17 protein-coding genes and 1 pseudogene are annotated in these 19141 nt (G+C 71.2%); 9 read left to right on the top strand and 9 right to left on the bottom strand.

Annotation, left to right across the window (positions count from 1 at the left end; translation table 11 throughout):
• Positions 1-22: 22 nt before the first annotated feature.
• Positions 23-900 (top strand): annotated as a pseudogene (locus tag BT341_RS23685) (LysR family transcriptional regulator).
• Between the two features lie 16 nt (positions 901-916).
• Here BT341_RS23685 and BT341_RS46655 read toward each other — a convergent pair.
• Together BT341_RS46655 and BT341_RS23695 are read right to left on the bottom strand one after the other, a co-directional pair.
• Positions 917-1117 carry a response regulator transcription factor gene (locus BT341_RS46655; protein ID WP_342750225.1) on the bottom strand — a complete coding sequence of 67 codons (201 nt, stop codon included), beginning with the start codon at positions 1115-1117 and terminating at the stop codon, positions 917-919.
• Positions 1118-1527: 410 nt separating this feature from the next.
• On the bottom strand, positions 1528-2964 hold the full coding sequence (locus BT341_RS23695; RefSeq protein WP_072478368.1) for a sialidase family protein: 1437 nt from the start codon (positions 2962-2964) through the stop codon (positions 1528-1530).
• Between the two features lie 431 nt (positions 2965-3395).
• On the opposite strand from BT341_RS23695, the gene BT341_RS23700 reads away from it, so the two are divergent.
• Both BT341_RS23700 and BT341_RS23705 read left to right on the top strand, forming a co-directional pair.
• Positions 3396-5255, top strand: a complete 1860-nt coding sequence (locus tag BT341_RS23700) for a sialidase family protein (protein WP_245805081.1) — start codon at positions 3396-3398, stop codon at positions 5253-5255.
• A 743-nt stretch (positions 5256-5998) separates the two neighbouring features.
• The gene (locus BT341_RS23705; RefSeq protein WP_072478370.1) at positions 5999-6541 is read left to right on the top strand and encodes a WD40 repeat domain-containing protein; all 543 of its coding nucleotides are present in this window, start codon (positions 5999-6001) and stop codon (positions 6539-6541) included.
• A gap of 71 nt (positions 6542-6612) precedes the next feature.
• On the opposite strand, the gene BT341_RS23710 is transcribed toward BT341_RS23705, so the two are convergent.
• Positions 6613-7038 carry a low affinity iron permease family protein gene (locus tag BT341_RS23710; RefSeq protein WP_245805082.1) on the bottom strand — a complete coding sequence of 142 codons (426 nt, stop codon included), beginning with the start codon at positions 7036-7038 and terminating at the stop codon, positions 6613-6615.
• Positions 7039-7219: 181 nt separating this feature from the next.
• On the opposite strand from BT341_RS23710, the gene BT341_RS23715 reads away from it, so the two are divergent.
• Positions 7220-7612, top strand: a complete 393-nt coding sequence (locus tag BT341_RS23715) for a ribonuclease domain-containing protein (protein WP_072478371.1) — start codon at positions 7220-7222, stop codon at positions 7610-7612.
• Between the two features lie 137 nt (positions 7613-7749).
• On the opposite strand, the gene BT341_RS23720 is transcribed toward BT341_RS23715, so the two are convergent.
• Positions 7750-8430, bottom strand: a complete 681-nt coding sequence (locus BT341_RS23720; RefSeq protein ID WP_177328885.1) for a TetR/AcrR family transcriptional regulator C-terminal domain-containing protein — start codon at positions 8428-8430, stop codon at positions 7750-7752.
• Positions 8431-8549: 119 nt separating this feature from the next.
• On the opposite strand from BT341_RS23720, the gene BT341_RS23725 reads away from it, so the two are divergent.
• The gene (locus tag BT341_RS23725) at positions 8550-9215 is read left to right on the top strand and encodes a hypothetical protein (RefSeq protein WP_218177762.1); all 666 of its coding nucleotides are present in this window, start codon (positions 8550-8552) and stop codon (positions 9213-9215) included.
• On the opposite strand, the gene BT341_RS23730 is transcribed toward BT341_RS23725, so the two are convergent.
• Positions 9216-9794 (bottom strand): TetR/AcrR family transcriptional regulator, encoded by a 579-nt coding sequence (locus BT341_RS23730; RefSeq protein WP_072478373.1) that lies wholly within the window; start codon positions 9792-9794, stop codon positions 9216-9218.
• Positions 9795-9941: 147 nt separating this feature from the next.
• On the opposite strand from BT341_RS23730, the gene BT341_RS23735 reads away from it, so the two are divergent.
• A complete protein-coding gene (locus tag BT341_RS23735; RefSeq protein WP_072478374.1) occupies positions 9942-10664 on the top strand; it encodes a hypothetical protein in 723 nt (240 codons plus the stop codon).
• Positions 10665-10833: 169 nt separating this feature from the next.
• On the opposite strand, the gene BT341_RS23740 is transcribed toward BT341_RS23735, so the two are convergent.
• Positions 10834-11184, bottom strand: coding sequence for a winged helix-turn-helix transcriptional regulator (locus BT341_RS23740; RefSeq protein ID WP_072478375.1), 351 nt, complete (start codon positions 11182-11184; stop codon positions 10834-10836).
• Positions 11185-11259: 75 nt separating this feature from the next.
• Between BT341_RS23740 and BT341_RS23745 the strand changes: the two genes are divergently transcribed.
• Positions 11260-12108, top strand: a complete 849-nt coding sequence (locus BT341_RS23745; RefSeq protein ID WP_072478376.1) for an MBL fold metallo-hydrolase — start codon at positions 11260-11262, stop codon at positions 12106-12108.
• 59 nt (positions 12109-12167) lie between these two features.
• Entirely contained in the window at positions 12168-12956 is a 789-nt protein-coding gene (locus BT341_RS23750; protein ID WP_072478377.1) for a crotonase/enoyl-CoA hydratase family protein, read from the top strand.
• Positions 12957-13224: 268 nt separating this feature from the next.
• Here the strand turns inward: BT341_RS23750 and BT341_RS23755 are convergent, their stop codons facing one another.
• Positions 13225-14646, bottom strand: coding sequence for a M1 family metallopeptidase (locus tag BT341_RS23755; protein ID WP_245805083.1), 1422 nt, complete (start codon positions 14644-14646; stop codon positions 13225-13227).
• A 1104-nt stretch (positions 14647-15750) separates the two neighbouring features.
• Positions 15751-16254: a VanZ family protein gene (locus BT341_RS23765; protein ID WP_245805084.1), complete on the bottom strand. Its 504-nt coding sequence runs from the start codon at positions 16252-16254 to the stop codon at positions 15751-15753.
• On the opposite strand from BT341_RS23765, the gene BT341_RS23770 reads away from it, so the two are divergent.
• Positions 16217-17659 carry an alpha-L-fucosidase gene (locus BT341_RS23770; protein WP_072478379.1) on the top strand — a complete coding sequence of 481 codons (1443 nt, stop codon included), beginning with the start codon at positions 16217-16219 and terminating at the stop codon, positions 17657-17659. The two genes, BT341_RS23765 and BT341_RS23770, sit on opposite strands and share 38 nt — an antisense overlap.
• Before the next feature lie 498 nt (positions 17660-18157).
• Here the strand turns inward: BT341_RS23770 and BT341_RS23775 are convergent, their stop codons facing one another.
• Entirely contained in the window at positions 18158-19033 is an 876-nt protein-coding gene (locus BT341_RS23775) for a LysR family transcriptional regulator (protein ID WP_072478380.1), read from the bottom strand.
• Positions 19034-19141: the final 108 nt, after the last annotated feature.

Here is a 19141-nt window from a genome sequence, read left to right on the forward strand (position 1 = left end):
GATGCCGTAGGATCATTGATCCATGGAGCTCCAGCAGATGCGTTACGTGCTCGCCGTCGCCGAGACGAACAGCTTCACCCGCGCCGCGGAGCAGTGCCTGGTCGTCCAATCCGCGCTGAGCAGGCAGGTCGCCGCACTCGAACGGGAGCTGGGGGCGCGCCTGTTCGAGCGCACGAGCCGGCACGTCCGGATCACGCCGGCCGGCGAGGCCTTCGTGGCCGCGGCCCGCGAAAGCCTCAACGCCGCCGAGCGGGCGGTCGCCGACGTCGGGGCCGTGACCGGTCAGGTGCGCGGCAGGCTCGCCCTCGGCCTGATCCCCACCGTGGCCGCCGTCGACATCCCGGACGCGCTGAGCCGCTTCCGCCGCCGCTACCCGCAGGTCCGGCTGAACATCCGGGTCGGCGGCAGCGAGGAGCTCACCGAGCAGGTCAGGCAGGGCAAGATCGAGGTCGCGTTCCTGGGGTTGCCGACCAGCACGCGACCGGCCGGCGTCACCGCGCGCGAGCTGGCCAGGGACCGGCTGGTCGCGGTCGTCGCGCCGGACCACCCGCTGGCGTCCGAGCCGGTCGTCGACCTCGCCCGGCTGCGTCCGAGACGTTCATCGACCTGCCACCGCAGTCCGCCGCGCGGGCGCAGTCGGACGAGGCGTTCGCCGCCGCGGGCCTGACCCGCGAGGTCGCCTTCGAGGTCACCACCGCGGACTTCATGATGGCCCGGCTCGTGCGGAAGGGCCTGGCGATCGCCTTGCTCCCGGCGGCCTACGTCCCCCAGCTGACGGGTCTGGCGACCATCGAGATCACCGACGCGCCGACGCGCGTCGAATACCTCATCTGGAGCGGCGCGGGCCGCACGCCGGCGGCGACCGCGTTCCTCGACCTGCTGGACCTGCCGGCCCGATGACCCGCGACCCGGCGGGCTACGACGTGACGTACTCCTGAGGCGCGGCGCCGCCGAGCGCCGCGTGCAGCTGGCTGCGGCTGGTGATCCCGAGCTTCGGGAACACCTTGTACAGGTGGGCGGCGACCGTCCGGTGCGACACGTAGATGCGGTCGGCGATCTCCCGGTTGGTCAGCCCGGACGCGGCCAGGTGGGCGATCTGCAGCTCCGGGGACGTCAATTCGGCGGCGGGGCCGACGCGGGCCGCGCCCGGCGCCGTCCCGCCCGCTGCCCGCAGCTCCGCCGCGGCCCGGGAGCAACCCCGGCAAGGTCGAGGGGACTCCCGGTGCGCCGCAGAAGACGCTGGAGATCGGCCCAGGCGGCGGGGCGAGCGTCGCCGGCTGGAGCCGCGGCTGACGTCGTCCGGGAACCGCTGTTTCGGCCTAGGGCAGCAAGGCACAGCTGCACGCGCTCCTGGACTGGGCGACGGGCAGCAACGCCGCCGGGAAGGTCGTCCTGTATGCGAACGGCGGTCACGGCTTCCTCTTCCAGTTCCCCGGGACTTCGCCGCCGAGGTGACCAGGTTCCTCGCCTGGGAAGGCACCCCTTGTGCCCACCTCGGCCCGGCGAGGTGGGCACAGCGGGCGGACGTCAGAACGCCGTCACGGCACTCGCTGCCGCGGGCACCTGTGGCGCCGGAGTGCCGGCGGCGCGGCGGGCGCCGCCGGTCAGGGGCAGGCCGCCGGCCGGGGCGAACATGCCCATCGCGAACGTCGAGCCGCTCGGGGCCGAGGCGATCGGCACGACCGGGAAGGCGTTGCCGCCGGCCCGCACGGACGTGGAGATGTAGTCGCCGAACATCCGGCCCTGCGACGTGTCCGGGATCCACGACAGGTTCATCGGCCCGGCGACCTGGGTGGCGCCGCTCCAGCTCGTCCCGCCGTCGACCGACGAGACGAACCCGACGTCGAGCCGGCAGGTCGAGGCCGTGCAGGCGGCGTCGGGGTAGTAGTAGTACGTCAGGCCGATCCGGGCGCTCGCGCCGGAAGTCGACGGGTCGACGCCGAGGCCGGGGACGAAGTGGTCGACGGTGCTGGTGGTGGCGTCGATCGGCACGCGCGCCGGCGTGGTCCACGTGGTGCCGTCGGCGGACCTGCTCAGCACGATGTCGTTGCTCGGGCAGCCGGCGCGGAACCGGCAGTCCGACCAGGCGACGTAGACCGTGCCCGCGCTGTCGGTTTCGGCGCTGGGCAGGGCTTCTTCGCGCAGGCCGCCGGCCGCGTCGTGGTGGCTGACCGCCGCGACCTGGACGGTCGAGGACCAGGTCGCGCCGCCGTTGGCGGAGCGGAAGCTGCGGATCTGGTCGTTGAGCGAGAGGTAGGGGACGACGACGGTGCCGTTCGGCTGCACGACCGGCTGGCCGCCGAGCCCGGTGTGCGCGCCGGCGGGAGCCCGGGCGGGTCCCCACGTCAGGCCGCCGTCGGTCGAGGTCTTCATCCGGATCGAGTCGCCGGAACTCGTGATGTCGTACTCGGTGTAGCAGGTGCCGAAGAACGGGCTGGTCGCGGTGTTGTCGCAGACGATCCAGTTCTTGTCCAGCGACCCGGTGGCGGTGGTGACGGGGTTGCCGAAGGTCTTCCCGCCGTCGGTGGAGCGGCTGGTGAACACCGGGGTGCCGCTGGGGCAGTTGACGCCGAGCGAGGAGATCAGCCAGACGTTGTGCTTGGCGTCGAAGGCGACGGCGGCGTCGCTGATCTGGCCGCAGGCGCCGCCGGTGTTGGCGGTGGTGCCGGGCAGGAAGCCGTGGGTCCAGGTGGCGCCGCCGTCGGTGGAGGTCGCGAACCCGACGTCGGACGAGCCGCCGCCGAAGACGCGTCCGACCTGGAAGGCCGAAACGATCGTGGACCCGAAGGCGAACGTGTCGGGTTCGACCTCGGTTCTGTGCTGGGCTTGCGCGTCGGTGAACGGGTCGGAGCTGACCTGGGTCACGGCGACGTTCGCGGACGCGGACGTCGTGCCGGCCAGGAGCCCGCCGACCACGACGGCGGGCAGTAATGCGGCGGTCAGGGGTTTTCGGGAAAGCGGCATGGCACGTTCACCTTCTGGCGTCGAAGTGAGGAAACGAGGCGGGCAGCGGGGTCGCCGCTGCGGGCCATGACGAATGTCGATCCAGCCACTCCGATCCGCCGCGGTAAATCCGCCATGTGGTGGACCTGGCCGGGCGGACATCCCGATTGCGGGAAATGGGCGAATTCGGCTTGTCGCGCCACGTGCGGCGACCATTCCGGGCTCGACCGGTCAAGAACCTTCGGCGGCCGCTGAACGGGGGACGAGTTGGCCGTGCGCTTACCTTGTCCGAAAAAGACAGCCGGATCAGCGGTAACGGATCGGTGTTTCCCGGCGACGATGCCAACGGCGGCCAAGGCACGGCGGAGTCCGTGTGGCTGGCCGTGCACCGGAAACCCGGTCGATCAAGGGAGCACGCCGTGCCGCGTCCCCGCACCATTTCCGTGATCAGCATGACCATTCTGAGTACCGCAGCCATCGGCTTGTCCGCCGGTTCGCCGGCGACCGCGCGGCCGTTCGGTTACCACCAGCTGAGCAAGCTCCAGCAGCGCCATGTTTCCGGGCTGCTGTCCACCGTCCTCAACGGCGAAGATCCGGCGAACGCCGCCCGGGCGCTGGCCCCGAACCGCGCCCGGCCGTCGGCCGCGGCGCCGTGCGCGAACCGGTTCGGCGCCGACGTCAAGGTCAACCAGAACTGCCTGAACATCGCCGACCCGGACCTGCAGGGCCGGGGGCAGGCGCAGAACGAGACCTGGGCGGCGGCCGACCCGAACCACCCGGACCACGTCATCGCCACCTACAACGACTACCGCCGCGGCGACGGCACCTGCGGCGTCAGCTATTCCCTCGACGGCGCCCGCACGTGGTCCGACGCGACCACACCGAACGGCTTCAGCCGCGGCTTCGGCGGCGCGCCACGGGAGTACTGGCAGTCCGGCGGGGACACGTCGGTGGCCTGGGATTCGCGCGGCAACGCCTACCTGTCCTGCCAGGTCTTCAACCGCGGCAACACCGTCTCGCCGAACCCGGACCAGTCCAGCGCGTTCCTGGTCTTCCGCTCGACCGGTACCGACGGCGCGTCCTGGAACTTCCCGGGACGTCCGGTCGCCGCGCACGACGACACCGCCGGCGCCGGGAACTTCCTGCTGGACAAGCAACTTCTGACGGTGGACGCCAATCCGCGCAGCCCGTTCCGCGACCGCGTCTACGTGTCCTGGACGACGTTCGCCGACGACGGCACCGGCTACATCTACGAGGCATACTCCGCCGACTACGGCGAAACGTTCTCGGCGCCGGTGCTCGTCAGCGCCGACACTCCGTTGTGCGCCAACGCCCTCGGCTTCCCGACGCCGCGCGGGCGCTGCAACCAGAACCAGGACTCGCAGCCGTTCGTCGGCCCGGACGGCGCGCTGTACGTGGTGTTCAACAACTTCAACAACGCCACCGCGAACGCGGCCGACAACCACAACCAGGTCCTGCTGGCCCGCTCGGCCGACGGCGGCCGGACGTTCGCGGCCCCGGTGCTGGTCGGCAACTACCACGAGCTGCCCGACTGCGCGACCTACCAGAACGGCCAGGACCCCGGGCGCGCGTGCGTCCCGGAGAAGGGCCCGTCGGCGAATTCGGTGTTCCGCGCGAGCAACTACCCGATCGGCGGCGTCGACCCGCGGCACCCGGACCGGATCCTGGTCACGTACGGCTCGTACATCAACCGGAACTCCGACGAGAACACCGGCTGCGCACCGGCGGGGTTCAACCCGGCAACCGGCGTCAACCGCTACACCGGCGTGAAGAACGGTACGTGCAACAACGACATCGTGCTGTCGGCCTCGGCGAACTCCGGCGCGTCGTTCACCGGCGGCACGACCGACGTCCGGCAGCTGCCGGTGGTGACGACGGCCGCCGGCCAGGCCCGCACCGACCAGTTCTGGCAGGGAGCGGCGTTCACCCCGGACGGCACGTTCGTGGTGAGCTACTACGACCGCCAGTACGGCGCGGACGAGACGACGGGATTCTCGGACATCACGGTGTCGGCCGCGTCCGGCGCCGGCGTCACCCACATCCGGGCGACGTCGGGAAGCATGCCACCGCCGACCCAGTTCAGCGGCACGTTCTACGGCGACTACGCGGGAATCGCGGTCACGGCCCGCACGGCGTACCCGGTCTGGTCGGACACGCGCCCACCGGACCTGTTCCTCTGCCCGGGTACCGGCACTCCCGGCGTTCCGCCGCGCAGTTGCGAGGCGGGCGCACCGAACGCGTCGATCGCCAATGACCAGGACACGTACACCACAAGCGTCGGCATCCGTTGACGTGAGCGTCGTCTGAGACCCTGTCCGTCCTGGACGGACAGGGCCTCGGGCCTGCGGCGGAAGGAGGACGAGCTGAGCGAGACGGCGGTCATGACGACCGGCGCACCTCCGTCCGAAGAGCCGGCACGCCGTCGTGGCGTCGGCGGCGCTGGCTGCCGCGCTGGCCGCGCTCCTCTTCGGCGGCGTCGTCGGCTTTGGTGAACGGGGACGCAGTCACGGTCTGGCCGCGCCTCGGTCTCGGCTTGAACGCCGGCTCGTCGTTGACGCCGTGCCCGTCGGCACGCTGTGCGCGAGGACGGTCCGGTTCACCAGGGTTGGCGGGGGCCGGGCCGCCGCCGTCGGAGGGTTCCTGCTCGGCGCCGCCGCCGGCGGCCTCGGCCTGCTGTCCGCCCTGGTCGCCCTCGCGGACTTCGAGCGGACGCCGGGCCTGCCGGTGGCGGCCGAGGTGGGCGGCGGCGCCGCCGTGACCGTGCTGGGAGTGGCCGTCGTCCTCTGGGCGGGCTGGACGTGGGCGGCGCGGCGACCGGGCCGGGACCGCGCGCCGCCGCCGCGCTGGTCGCCTGGACGCTGTGGCCTGCGCCGCCACCTTCGATGCCGCCGTCGATCGCGCAGCTCGGCGAGCCCGGACGGCCGCACGCTGGCCGCGCTCTACGACGATCAGACCGTGCAGGTGTGGGACGTGGCCACGCGCCGCCCGGTCGGTCAGCTGCTCGGCCCTCGGGAATTACCGCCGGGGTGCCGACGTGGCGTTCACCGTGGACAGCCGCACCCTGGTGACGACGAAGGCGGACAACGGATTCTGTGTCGTCCGGACGTGGGAAGCGGCGGCCGGGCGCCCGACCGGCCAGAACACCCTCAGCCTCGCGCTCGACGGCAACCGGCGCAACGAAGCCAAAGAGGCGGCGCTCAGCGCGGACGGCCGCATCGTGGCCGTCACGCCCGTCCCGGAGTCCGCGGAGGACATCGGCGTGCACCTGCGGGACGTCGGCGGCGGCCGGATCGGTTCGGCCGGTATGACCGAGGACAAGGGCCCCGGCGCCAAACCGAGCCCGGACGGCCGGCTGCTCGTCACCGCGAGCGCGCCGCACGACGACTTCGAGCCGATCACCGTTCCGTACGCGGTGGCGGCGGTGACGTTCAGCCCGGACGGCCACACGCTGACCGCGGAAGGAGGCGCGGTGGGCTGTGGAACACCGGAACGGCGCGCAGATCGGCGCGGGCAGCCCCGGAACGGGCGGCGCGCTGGCCTTCAGCCCGGACGGCCGGACCCTCGCCGCCCGGAGTGACCACGGCGCGTTGCGGCTGTTCACCGTTCCCCGCGGCTGAGGCACGCCGTGTCGCAGGTGGACAGTGCCCGCTAGGACGCGCTTTCGCGGTCTTCGAGACCGACTGCCTGGCGCAGCTGCCGGCAGTCGCGGTGCAGTTCGGGGCGGTCGTCGGCGAGCCGGTACATCAGGTCGCTCAAGCCCTGGGCGATGGCGTTCAATTTGTGCTGGGTGGCGTCGTCTGAGCGTTTTTGGGTGTTCTGGAGCAGGGCGACGAGCAGGAACGTCACGATGGTGGTCGCGGTGTTGATGATCAGCTGCCAGGTGTCGACGCTCTTCAGGACGAAGATCGACGGCGCCCACAACACCACGATCAGCACGCACACCACGAAGAACCAGGCCCGGGACGTAAATTCGTTCGTGGCGGTGGCAAAACGGTCGAAGACCGACAAATGAGAATTGACGGACGAGGGCATCGTCGCCTGCTCGTCGGCCGAGGTGTCGCGATAAGTGGTCACCCGGCCCGCGTACCCGCTGTGAGCTGCCGCAACACTTTCCCGGGGAAACTTTCACCGCGGCCAATGGCCTGGGCGAGACGCTCCCGTCGCCGGAAATTCACCGGATCGGCATCTTTCCGGTCTCCTTCCGGCGAAGCGCGGCAGTCATCATTCCGATGCCCGTTCGAGACGAGGAGGTTCCGTGCCCGCTTCCCTGCTTTCCCGGCTCGCCGTGACCGTCACCGCGGTGGCGGCCACGCTCGGCGTCAGCACCACGGCCGCCGACGCCACCGTGTACAGCTCCTGCACGCAGTCCCGCTGCTCGGACGCCCGCTCGGCCAACACCATCTGGCAGAGCAAGGGCTACCCCGGTACGCGCGGCTGGTACGACTGGCCCGGCGGCAAGTGCAACTACGCGGGCGGCACCTACCAGAACCTCGAGGGCGAACTGCCGGCCGGCCACTCGTTCCGCGAGTTCGACGTCTACCCGCGCACCTGCGGCGCGGCCCGCGACGCCTACCGCATCGTGGTCGACCTGACCGCCGGCGCGGTCTGGTTCTCGCCCAACCACTACACGGACTTCTACAAGCTCTGAGCCGGTCCACGCCCGAAACGGTTGAACACCGGGGTGGAGTGGGTAGGTCACTGACGACGGCCTGAGGATGCGCCGTCCGGGGTAGACGGCGGCCGGCCGCGGTGATCACCCTGTCGTCGGGGCGGCAGGCGTGCGGGTCACCGCGGCCGGCCGCCGTCGTCGGCCATGCCGCCGAGGCCGTCGAGGATGAGGTCGAGCCCGAACTCGAACTCGTCGGCGAACGCGAACCCCGTCTTCGCCAGTTCCGTGACCACCTCGGCGAGGTAGGGGTAGTCCTCGACCCCGGATGGTTGCCGGGCGGCGACGGCGTCCCGGCGTCGCGCCGCCTCCGCCGGGATGTCGCCGGCGAGGGTCTTCTCCTGGAGGGCGAACCCGTAGACGTAGGCGTCCATCAGGTTGTAGGCGTGCACGGCCAGGCGAAAGGGAAAACCCGCGTCACGGCGGAGGCAGCGCATCACCTCGTTGTGGTGGTGCAGGTTCGCCGGTCCCGGAGTGCCCGTCTCCATCCGGCCGACCGCCCACGGGTGCCGCAGCAGCGCCTCCCGCATCGACGAGGCGCGTGCGCGCAGAGCGGTCCGCCAGCCGACGCCGACCGGCACCTCGACCTCGGCGAAGACCAGGTCGACCATGCCGTCGAGGAGCTCGCGCTTGTCCGCCACGTGCTTGTACAGCGCCATCGGAACGACGCCGAGCCGGGCCGCCAGTCCCCGCATGGTCAGTGCCTCGAAGCCGCCCTCGTCCGCCAATCCGACGGCGGCGCGCAGCACCTTGGCGCGGTTGAGCCGGTCGCGGCCGGTGGCCGCGGCGGTTTCCTGCATCGCGGTCCTCTCGTCTCCTGACCGTGCCCGGCCTTGACAGGTGTACATCGTACGCCTAGCTTTGCCGCACGAAAGGTGTACGACGTACACCTCCGGTGGGCACTTGCGAGGAGCCAGGCATGAGTACGACAGCAAGACCCGTCACCATGGCGCCCACCGCGGGGAGGCTTTCGCGCGCGGCCGGCATCTGCGCCGCGATCGCGGGGGCGCTGTTCATCGCGGTCCAGATCGGCCATCCGGCCATGACCGTCTCGACGGTCACCACGACCGACTGGGCCGTGCGCAGCACGGCGAAGATGCTCATGGCCGCGCTGGCGCTCGCGGGCATCACCGGCATGTACGTGCGTCAAGTCCGGCAGGCCGGGATTCTCGGCTTCGTCGGTTATGTGCTGTTCGCCGCCGGCTACCTGCTCGTGCTGAGCGTCGAGGTCGTCGCCGCGGCTGTGCTGCCCGCGCTGGCGCACACCGCGCCGGGCTACGTCGCGGACGTCCTCGCCGTCGCCTTCGGCGGCACCGCAACCCATGACATCGGCGCCATGCGGATCGTCTTCGTGGTCAGCTCCGTCGGCTATCTCGCGGGCGGCTGCCTGTTCGGCATCGCGCTGTTCCGGGCGCGCGTCCTCGCCCGGTGGGCCGCGGCGCTGCTCGCCGTGGGCACGGTCGCCACAGTCGCGCTCGCGGTGCTTCCGGAGTCGTTCAACCGGCCGCTGGCCGTCCCGGTCGGCGTGGCCTTGATCGGCTTGGGCTGCTCGCTGTGGCGCGATCAGGCGGCCGGCGGCGAATGATCAGCGCGCCGCGGCCGGTGCCTCCAGTACAGAGCGCAGGCCGGGCAGCGCCAGCTTCCGCCACGCTTCGGTCAGCCAGGCCGGGCCGTGGCGGAAGTCGTGCGTGACCCACCAGCCGAGCAGGCCCAGCGTGGTGTTGGTGTAGTGCTCGACGACCAGGTCGACCGGCAGGCCCGACCCGGATTCGGCCAGCGGCCCGCTCAGGTGCTCGGTCAGCACCTGGCCGACCATCCGCTGCAGGTGACCGGCCACCAGGTTGCCGCCCTGACGGCCGCAGAGCGCCCGGTACACCGTGCGGTGCTCGTAGGCGTGCCGGTAGAGCAGCTCGGCCGGCCGCGCGGTGTCGGTCGGGGACAGCGTGCTGACCGCGTCACGCAGCTGGCCGAGCATCTCCTCGAAGCAGCTGAACAGCAGGGCGTCCTTGTCCTGGTAGTGCGCGTAGAACGTGGAGCGGACGACATCCGCGCGGTCCAGGATCTCCCGCACGCTGATCCGCTCGTAGCCCTTCTCCAGCACCAGTTCGATCAACGCCTGGTGCAGCGCGCGACGGGTGCGGCGGACACGCCTGTCGTCGGGCATCGCGGCCTCCGGTTTCCGGACAGTTTCGCCGATCGGTTCGCTACCGCACGGCCGGCCGGGATCGCACGTTGACGACCCCTTGGTCCCGGACACGATACTCGAACAGGTTGTTCGATATCAGATCTTTTGTTCGGTGAGGGGTGTGTCATGGTCGTGTGGATGCTGGTGCTCGCCGGGTCGGTGGCCACGCCGTCGGTGGCGGCGGTGGCGTTGTACCGCGGCGGGCTGGCCACGGGGCTGCCGCCCCGCAGATCGGCCGCGGTGGCGGTGACCGTCGGCGCGGTGTGGGGCGCGTGGGTCGGGACGAGTGCGGCGTTGGCCGCGAACGACGTCTACCACGACCCGGACGCGGTGGTGCCGTGGCTGGGGGTGGCCGCGCTCGCCGCGCTGATCGCCGCGTTGCTGGCGGCCCGCATTCCGGCGCTCGGCCGCATCCTGGCCGCATCGGGCGCGACGCCGCGGCCGGCGTGGCCGCACGCGGTGCGGGTCTTGGGTGTGCTGTTCCTGATCGCCATGGTCCAGGGCACGCTGCCGGCGGTGTTCGCGCTGCCCGCGGGACTCGGCGACATGGCGATCGGCGTCGCGGCCATCGTGCTGGCGCGTCGCTGGAACCGCCGCCGCGCGGTGTGGTTCAACGTGTTCGGCCTGCTGGACCTCGTCGTCGCGGTGACGCTGGGCCTGCTGGGCGGCCTGGCGACCCACCCGATCCTGCCGGTCTCCCCGTCGACGGCGGCGATGTCCCTGCTGCCGCTCGCGTTGATCCCGACGACGGTGGTGCCCCTCGACGCGGCACTGCACGTGCTGTCACTGGCCCGGCTGCGTCGCGCGACCCGCTCGGCGGCGGTGCCGGTGCCCGCTGTCGGCTCGTGACCCGTCACGCTGGGTGGTACGCCCGGCGGTCCTGCGGCGGGCCGGGCGGGGCATGCCTTCACTTGGGCACGCCGCTCGACGCCGGGCCGCGCCCGGGGAGACGGGGTTGTTCGTGGAGGCCGGGTTTCCCCGCCGTATGCCGGATAACGGCCAGGGGTCTTCGCCGTCATCAGCGGTCAGCGGGAAGTTCGACCCATTCCAGCGCCCACCGGTTGAGTTCCAGCAGCACCTTGCCCAGCGCGGCACCCTTCGGGGTCAGCCGGTACTCGATGCGCACCGGGGTGGTGGGCTGCACGCTTCGCTCGACGAGCCCGTCGGCTTCGAGGTCCTTCAGGCGCTGCGACAGCAGCTTGTCGGTCATGCCGGGAACAGCGCCGGCGATGTCGCTGAACCGGGTGGCGCCGCCCAGCAGCGCGCGCAACACGGTCGCGGCCCAGCGGCGGCCGAGCATGTCCATCGCCGCCGCGTAGTACGGGCAGTACGGCCGGAGGGAATCGACGTCCAGTTCGCGATGTGGCATGGCTCACTCCTCAGTGACCATCTCGGGGAAAGTTCCTATCTTCAAGATAGGTACTAGCCGACTGAGGAGCAGCATATGCCCGAGTCCGGTACGGCAGCGCTGTCGTACGAAGTGTTCGTGTCCGAGCCGATCCCGACCACCGGCACGCTGCCCACCGGCGAGCCGCAGCTGTGGTCGCCGCTCTCGACGACGCTCATCTCCGGCGCGGCTGATGCCGTCCTGGTCGACCCGCCGTTCACGAGGGAGCAGACCCGGCAGGTCGGCGACTGGATCGAGCGTTCCGGCAAGCGGTTGAGCCAGATCTACGTCACCCACGGACACGGCGACCACTGGTTCGGCGCGGCATCGCTGGCCGGACGCTTCCCCGGGGCGGCGGTTCACGCCACCGAAGGCACCATCCGGCTCATGCACGCCTCCGTGACCGGGCCGCGAAAAGCGTTCTGGGACAAGCTTTTCCCCGGTCAGATCCCCGACACCCCGGTCGTCGCCCGGCCCTTGCCTGCCGATGGCATCGTCCTCGAAGGACACCGGCTGATCCCGGTCGAGGTCGGCCACAGCGACTGCGACGACTCCACCGTGCTGCACGTGCCCGCGCTCGGGCTGGTCGTCGCCGGTGACGTCGCCTACAACAACGTGCACCAGTACCTCGCCGACGGCGGCCTCGACGGCGGCATCGACGCCTGGCTGGGCGCCCTCGACCAGGTGCGGGCCCTGCGGCCGGCCGCCGTGGTCGCCGGCCACAAGGATCCCCGGCGGCCGGACGATCCCGGCATCCTCGACGAGACCGCGGACTACCTGCGCACCGCACAGCGGGTGCTCGCCGGGAAACCCGCGCCACGCGAATTCTTCGACGAACTGACCCGGCGCCACCCGGAGCGGCTCAACCCCGGCACCGTCTGGCTCAACGCGCAGCGGTTGAGGTGAAGCGAGCAGTCCGAGGTAGCCGGTGGACCGGGCTGGTCCGACAACCAAGGAGCAACCAGATGAACCTCGAATCCGACCACGGCACCGTCACGCTCGCCCGCGACGGTCACGTCCTGCTGATCGGCCTCAACCGCCCCGACAAGCGCAACGCGTTCAACCGCGCGATGCTGCACGACCTCTCCCGCGCCTACGCCCTGCTCGAATCGGACCCCGGCCTGCGCGCCGGAGTGCTGTTCGCCCACGGTGAGCACTTCACCGCCGGACTCGACCTCGCCGACGTCGCTCCGGTGATCGAGGCCGGTGCCGCACTCCACCCGGCCGACGGGCGCGATCCGTGGCGGCTGGACGGCCACTGGACGACGCCGGTGGTCGCCGCCGCGCAGGGCCGGGTGCTGACGCTCGGCATCGAGCTGCTCCTGGCCGCCGACATCCGGGTCGCCGCCCCCGACGCCCGCTTCAGCCAGCTCGAGGTCCGCCGCGGAATCTACCCGTTCGGCGGAGCGACCCTGCGTTTCCCCCGCGAAGCCGGCTGGGGCAACGCCATGCGCTGGATGCTCACCGGCGACGAGTTCGACGCCGCCGAAGCCCACCGCATCGGGCTGGTCCAGGAGGTCGTCGCCGATCCCCGGCAACGCGCCCGCGCAATCGCCCACAGCATCGCCGACGACGCGGCACCTCTCGGCGTGCGCGCGGTCCTCGCCTCGGCGCACCGGGCGCGTGACCACGGCGACTCGGCCGCCATCGACGATCTCACCCCGACCGTCACCCGGCTGCTCGCCAGTGCCGACGGCAAGGAAGGCGTCCGGTCGTTCCTCGAGCGGCGCAAAGCCGCGTTCACCGGCCGGTGACGCCGCAGGTCCGGGGTTCAGGCGGGCGGCGAGCAGACGATTTCGACCGAGCCACCGGGCAGTGAGCGCGAACTTTCGAAGGACACCACGTCGTCCGGTGCGCCCGGCGGTCCGGTGGGAGCCGAGCACGGAGACCTTCGGATCCGGCCACGGCCGGCGGTCAGCACGGCTTCGCTGCCGGAGATGAATTCCCGGACCCGAAACGGCGAGTTCCTGTTCTGCTGGATCAGCCGCCGGCCGTCGCGGGTCTTCCGGCGGAGGAGCCGGGTCAGAGCTTCGGCTTGCCCGGCTGGTAAAGCCAGGCGTGGAAGAACGAGCCGAGGTCGCGGCCGGTCAGTCGCTCGACGAACTCGATGAAATCCCGCGTCGAGACGTTGCCGTACCGGTGGGCCGCCGGCCACTGCCTGAGGACGTCGAAGAAGGCGCGGTCGCCGATCTTCGTGCGCAGCGCCTGCAGGGTCATCGCGCCGCGGTTGTAGACCAGGTCGTCGAAGATGTGATCACGTCCGGGGTCGGCGACTTCGCCGCTCCAGTCCTTCTCGTCGGCGTAGGCCTTGGCGAAAGTCTGCTGCACCGGGACGTTGTTGAACTTCTCCTGGTACAGCCACTCCGAGTAGGTCGCGAAGCCTTCGTTGAGCCAGATGTCCGACCAGTGCACCGGGGTGAGGCTGTCGCCGAACCACTGGTGGCCGAGTTCGTGGGCGAGCAGGTCGCCGTCGACGTCGCTGGTCTTCTGGTCGTAGACCGGCCGGCTCTGCGTCTCGAGGGCGTAGCCGACCCCGACATCGGCGAGGATGCCGCCGGTCGAATCGAACGGGTACTGCCCGTACATCGACGATTCCCATTGGACGATCTGGGCCGTGGTCTGGTTGAACACGGTGTCCTGACCGGGCTTGGTGTCGATCGACTGGCCGATCGCGGTGATGTCGGGCAGACCGCCTGCCGTCACGCCGCGGGTGACGTGGTAGCCGCCGATCGCGAGCATGCTCAGCTCGCTGGCCATCGGGCGGTTCATGGACCAGCGGAAGGTGGTCTGGTGATCGTGCGTGGTGGTGGGCCCGGGCTCACCGTTGGCCAGCACGGTGAGCCCGGCCGGCACGGTGATGGTCTGGGTGTAGGTCGCCTTGTCGTCGGGGGTGTCGTTCACCGGGTAGTAGGTGGCCGCCCCGATCGGCTGGTTGAGCGCGACGGCGCCGTCCTTGGTGGCGACCCAGCCGGAAAGGCCCAGCGCGGGGTCGTCGATCTGCTGCGGGACACCGGCGTAGCTCACCGAGACGACGAACGCGCTGCCCTGCCGCAGCCCGAACGGCGGGGTGATCACCAGCTCCTGGGCGCCGCTGCGGGTGAAGGTGGCGTTCAGGCCGTTCACCGAGAGCTTGCCGATCGTCAGCGGTCCCTGGAAGTCGAGATCGAAGCGGGAGAGGTTCTGGGTGGCCGTGGCGAAGATCGTCGTGGTCGCGTCGATCGCGTGGGTCCCGGGGTCGAACGTCAGCCGGATGTCGTAGTGGCTGACGTCGTAGCCGCCGTTGCCCATGTCGGGGAAGTACGGATCCCCGGCGCCTGGCGCACCGGGGGAGAACACCGGCGCCGGCGCCGCGTCCGCCGCGGGACTGGTCGCGGCCAGCAGGCCGGCGGACAGTGCACAGGAAACGGCCAGCAAGCGGCCACGGCTGAGGTTGGCGCCCCGCATCGGTCCTCCTCGGCAAGCATCGACGCTGAAGAGTAGGACCGACCCGACACACGGATCAACCCCGTTGCGGCGTCATGGAAGTCCGGTTCGGGCGGTTCCTGGCCGGTCGTGCCGTTGCGGGTTCCGGGGTGATGGCTTGACCCCGGCAGGCCGTTGCCGGCCGGGCGTGGGTGGTCGCGAGGCTGCTCCCGATGCCGGTGCTGGCGTGGGGTGCGGACGAGTTGTTCCGCTGGGCCACCCGCCGCGCTGCCGCCTGACGCTGGTCGGGGTGGACGGCCGAGCGGGGGCCGCACGAGCCGGAGATCAGCGGCTACGACTGGAGACGTGCCAAGCGGCACCACGAGGAACCGAGGGAAAATCTTTCGTGAAGCGAATTTCGCGAAGCACGAGGGCGGATGGCCGGTACGGGCTCGGGGCGACGGCGGCGGCCCTGGCTTTGGTGGCGGCCGGGGCGACCGCCGCCGAGGCGGCGCCGGCGGAGCCCGGCCAGGTCGTCCGGCCGATGGGCGGCTGCCGTGCCGGAATCGTGTGCGGCACCACCTTCAACAACACCTCGCACGCCGTGCAGGTCTGCCTGGCACGGCAAGGGGCGCGACCAGGACTACCAGAGCTCCGGCTCGTGCGACCAGGTCGCCTGCGCGGCGCCGCACAGCGTGTACGGCACGCGCAGCTCGTGGCCGGGGGCATCGCCCCACCTCCGGCACGCCGGCGTGGCCCCGGCCGGGCCGCCCACGGGCCGGACGCGGAATCGCTGTTGTCGCAGACGGTGGTGCGGTAGCGGAAGCCTGCCCGCGGTGCTGCGTCCGTGCACTCCCGCGCTCTCCTCGGCCGCGCTGTTGCCGGGGCGGGTCGCCTGCTCCGCGCCGTTCAGCAGCGCCACTTGACAGGTCGGCAAGGCGCGTCGGGGAAGCCGCTGATTGCGCGAGCAACGCGGCGGCCCGAGCGGTTGGGGTGGACTCCGGCCGCGGAGCTGAATTGCTCGCGGAAGTCGGCTGGGTCGTTGAGCCCCCACGGCTGCGTCGGGAGATCTGTGGTTTGCAGGAGCGTGGCGGCGCGCATCATGGGTTGCCGCTGCACCGCACCGCCGGGCCGCAAGAACGCGGGTCAGCGCCAGCGGAACCGGTTGATGAGATCGGCAGCGACCGGCATCCGAGACAAGATGGAGAACAGGCCGAAGCCGAGCGCAGCGCCGGCTGTGTTGGAGAGCAGATCGTTCACGTCGGCCACATGGCCGCCGCCCAAGAGGTTTCCGGTGACCAGTTGGGCCAGTTCGATCGTCAGGCTGAACGCGGCGGCCACGGCCACTACGCGCCACCATGGAGCCTTGGCCAGAAGTAGCGGCACCAGTATCCCGACAGGGATGAAGACCAGGATGTTCGTCACCGCGTCGCCGACCTCGTACCCGGTGAGCGGCACGACGTAGACCTTCCACAGCGCGGTTTGGGCGGGCTTGTTCAAGAAGATCGGGAACACTGTGTTCGCGACGACTCCGGCGGCGTAAACACAGAGGGCAAGAGCGACGACGGCGCGTGGTGCCGAGAGGCGGTCGCGGCGGTGCAGGTGCCACAGCATGGTCAGGAAGATCGCTGCCGCGACGGGAACCACCACCGGAAGCACCGGGACCTCACGAAACACCTCGGCTCGATTCCTCTCGCAAGTCGCAGCGCAAGACCCCTGCCAGCGCCTTTCCGCACATCTTGCCCTAGGCGAAGACGCACGCTGGCGACACCCTGCCCACCCTCCGGCCTCGAGCCCGACATCGTGGCGCTCCTCACCACCGGCTGGAAGTGACCAGGACCCGAAGTCGTTCGCGCCGGCCGCGCTGGACTGCGGTCAGTGGGCGAAGGCGGCCGGGATGACCTTCGGGGTGCTGACCACCAAGCACCACGACGGGTTCTGCCTGTGGCCGTCGAAACTGACCGGCTACACGGTGGCGAACAGCTCCTGCCGCCAGGACGTCGTCGCCGAATACGTCAGCGCGTTCCGCTCCCGGGGTCTGGTGCCCGCGTTGTACTTCTCCATCTGGGACCGGACGCAGGGGATAGCGGCCGGTTCCGTCAGCCGGGCCGACCTGGACTTCGTCAAGGGCCAGCTGACCGAGCTGCTCACGCGGTACGGGGAGATTCCGGCGCTGGTCATCGACGGCTGGTCGTGGCAGATGGGTTTGCGGGAGGTGCCCTACGGTGAGATCCGCGACCACATCCGGTCGCTGCAGCCGCAGTGCGCGGTGGTCTGCCTGACCGGGATCACCGAACCGTGGGGCACCGACGTCGTGTTCTACGAAGAGCCGAAAGGCGTGTGGACCGCGCCGGACAACACCTATGCGGCATGCCAGGGCCAGACGATCGCGGCCAACGGCTGGTTCTGGCACCCGAGCACGCCCACGACGTCGCTGCTGACCGCGGACGACATCGTGCACCGGCACCTCGAGCGGCTGGAACCCCGCTGGTCGACGTTCATCCTCAACTGCCCACCGGGGCCGCGTGGCCTGCTCGACGACACCGTCGTCGCCCGGCTGCGGGAGGTCGGGGCGTTGTGGCGGCCTGATCCGGCCCGTCCGCCGCTGCCACCGCGGCCCGACCGGCTGCGCCACCCGCTGACGCCGGTGGCGGCGACGGCAACCAGCGGCGATGCGGCGAAGGCGATCGACGGCTACAGCGACTACAACGGCAGCGCGCAGCAGACGCTCTGGCAGACCACCGGCGCCTTGCCGCAGTCGGTGACTCTGGACCTCGGCACCGTCCGGCCGGGGATCGACATGGTCAGCTACCTGCCCCGCCAGGACCAGGTGAACGGCCAGTACGTCACCACGGGCAACGTCACCGGCTTCCGCGTCGAGACCAGCACCGGCGGCGTCCGCTTCACCCCGGCGGCGGGAGGAGGCTGGGCGGCGGACAAGACGCTGAAGCGCGCGAAGTTCAGTCCCCGGCCGGCGCGGTACGTGCGGTTCACCGCGACGGCCGCGGAAGGCGGGTTCGCGGTGGCGAGCCAGCTCGACTGCGGACGGTCCTGACCGCGCCCGAGCGCGCCACGACGGCGGCGCCTTGCCGACCTGGATGGGCGTGCGTGCCGATGCCGCCCCGCGCCGCCGTGCACGAGCGGGACGCCGCCCATGCGCAGCCTTCCCGGCTTGATGGTGGCCCATACCGTGCACGCGGCTTCGGGCGGCGCGGCGGCCTCGGGCAGTCCGACGCCGTCCGGGACCGCCAGCAACTGCGGGCGGGCACCACGACTCGCTCCGCGTACCCGCCAGCCGCCGACGCCCTCGCCGAGTTCCGTGATCGTGCCCGAGCATTCGAGGCCGGGGATCCGGCCCTGACGCTGAACACGTGCGCCGCGCGGTTCACCCCGGCGGCGCGGGCCAGGACCTCGCCGGGGGACGCGGGTCCGGCGCCTCGGCCGCCGGGTTCGCGGATCGTGATGGCGTGCATGAAGTCCTTCTCGGTTTTTCCGATGGGCTCCACTCCACCGGGAGACCGGGCGCGACGACCAGCGATGAGGACCGCTGCGTTCACGCATCGTGATCGCAGGCGCGCAGCAGCTCGTCCAGGCACCACGGAGGGTTCGTCTCCGACGTCGCGAGCAGCGTGGTCATCCTGATGGGCGTCGCCGGGGCGCGGAACGCGACCCGGGGTGCCACCAGCCGTCGCGCCTGGGCTTCGTACACCACAGTCCAGGCGCCGCCGTTGCCGATCATCGCCAGGCTGTCCTGGAGGTGGCCGGCCGGCGCGCCGAACACCGGCTCGAATCCCGCTGCCCGGCAGGACGCCACCATCAGGTCGTGCAGCGGCGCGTTGCGGGCGCGGTCGGCCAGCCGCAGCGGCAGGCCCGCCAACTCGGCGAGATCAACGGCTTCCGTCGCGGCCGACGGGTGCCCGGCGGGCAGGGCCACCGTCAGCCGATCGCGCCACAGCGGGATCAGCCGCAGCTCTGGGGCGGCGGTGACGCCGCGGACGAACGTCGCGTCCAGCGTGTGTGCCCGGACCCGGTCGAGCCTGGCCTCGGTGGCGGCCGAAACCAGCTCGACGCTCAGCCGCGGGACAAGCGCGGACAGCCTGTCCAGTACCCGGTCCAGGTGCTCGCCGAGGCCGTTGCTGGTGCCCAGCCGCAGCACGGCCGACTTCGTCGCGGTCAGCTCGGCGATCCGGGCCTTCGCCCGGCTTTCCGCGGCGAGTACCGCACGTGCCTCGGGCAGGAACAGCTGGCCCGCCGTGGTGAGCCGTACTGTCCGGGGCGACCGGTCGAACAGATCGATGCCGAGTTCGCGCTCCAGCTTCCGGATCTGCTGGCTCACCGCGGCCTGCACGATGTGCAGCCGCTGCGCGGCTCGCCCGAAGTGCAGTTCCTCGGCGACGGTCACGAAATACCGGAGCTGGCGAAGTTCCACGGGGCCAGTATCCCGCGATCACGATCGCTGATCGCAGCGAGCACGGACTGCTCCTTGGTGGCGCCGGGCTTCTCCGGTGGACTGGGGTCGGTCCGAAACCCGTTTCCG

This window comes from Amycolatopsis australiensis (assembly GCF_900119165.1).
Lineage (GTDB): Bacteria > Actinomycetota > Actinomycetes > Mycobacteriales > Pseudonocardiaceae > Amycolatopsis > Amycolatopsis australiensis.

Bases quoted from the DNA above. Each gene is read 5' to 3' on its own strand.
- BT341_RS23735 (WP_072478374.1), top strand. From the start codon at position 9,942: ATGGTCGTGTGGATGCTGGTGCTCGCCGGGTCGGTGGCCACGCCGTCG.
- BT341_RS23720 (WP_177328885.1), bottom strand. From the start codon at position 8,430: ATGCAGGAAACCGCCGCGGCCACCGGCCGCGACCGGCTCAACCGCGCC.
- BT341_RS23740 (WP_072478375.1), bottom strand. From the start codon at position 11,184: ATGCCACATCGCGAACTGGACGTCGATTCCCTCCGGCCGTACTGCCCG.
- BT341_RS23700 (WP_245805081.1), top strand. From the start codon at position 3,396: ATGACCATTCTGAGTACCGCAGCCATCGGCTTGTCCGCCGGTTCGCCG.
- BT341_RS23695 (WP_072478368.1), bottom strand. From the start codon at position 2,964: ATGCCGCTTTCCCGAAAACCCCTGACCGCCGCATTACTGCCCGCCGTC.
- BT341_RS23745 (WP_072478376.1), top strand. From the start codon at position 11,260: ATGCCCGAGTCCGGTACGGCAGCGCTGTCGTACGAAGTGTTCGTGTCC.
- BT341_RS23730 (WP_072478373.1), bottom strand. From the start codon at position 9,794: ATGCCCGACGACAGGCGTGTCCGCCGCACCCGTCGCGCGCTGCACCAG.
- BT341_RS23725 (WP_218177762.1), top strand. From the start codon at position 8,550: ATGAGTACGACAGCAAGACCCGTCACCATGGCGCCCACCGCGGGGAGG.
- BT341_RS23755 (WP_245805083.1), bottom strand. From the start codon at position 14,646: ATGCGGGGCGCCAACCTCAGCCGTGGCCGCTTGCTGGCCGTTTCCTGT.
- BT341_RS23750 (WP_072478377.1), top strand. From the start codon at position 12,168: ATGAACCTCGAATCCGACCACGGCACCGTCACGCTCGCCCGCGACGGT.
- BT341_RS23770 (WP_072478379.1), top strand. From the start codon at position 16,217: ATGGTCAGGAAGATCGCTGCCGCGACGGGAACCACCACCGGAAGCACC.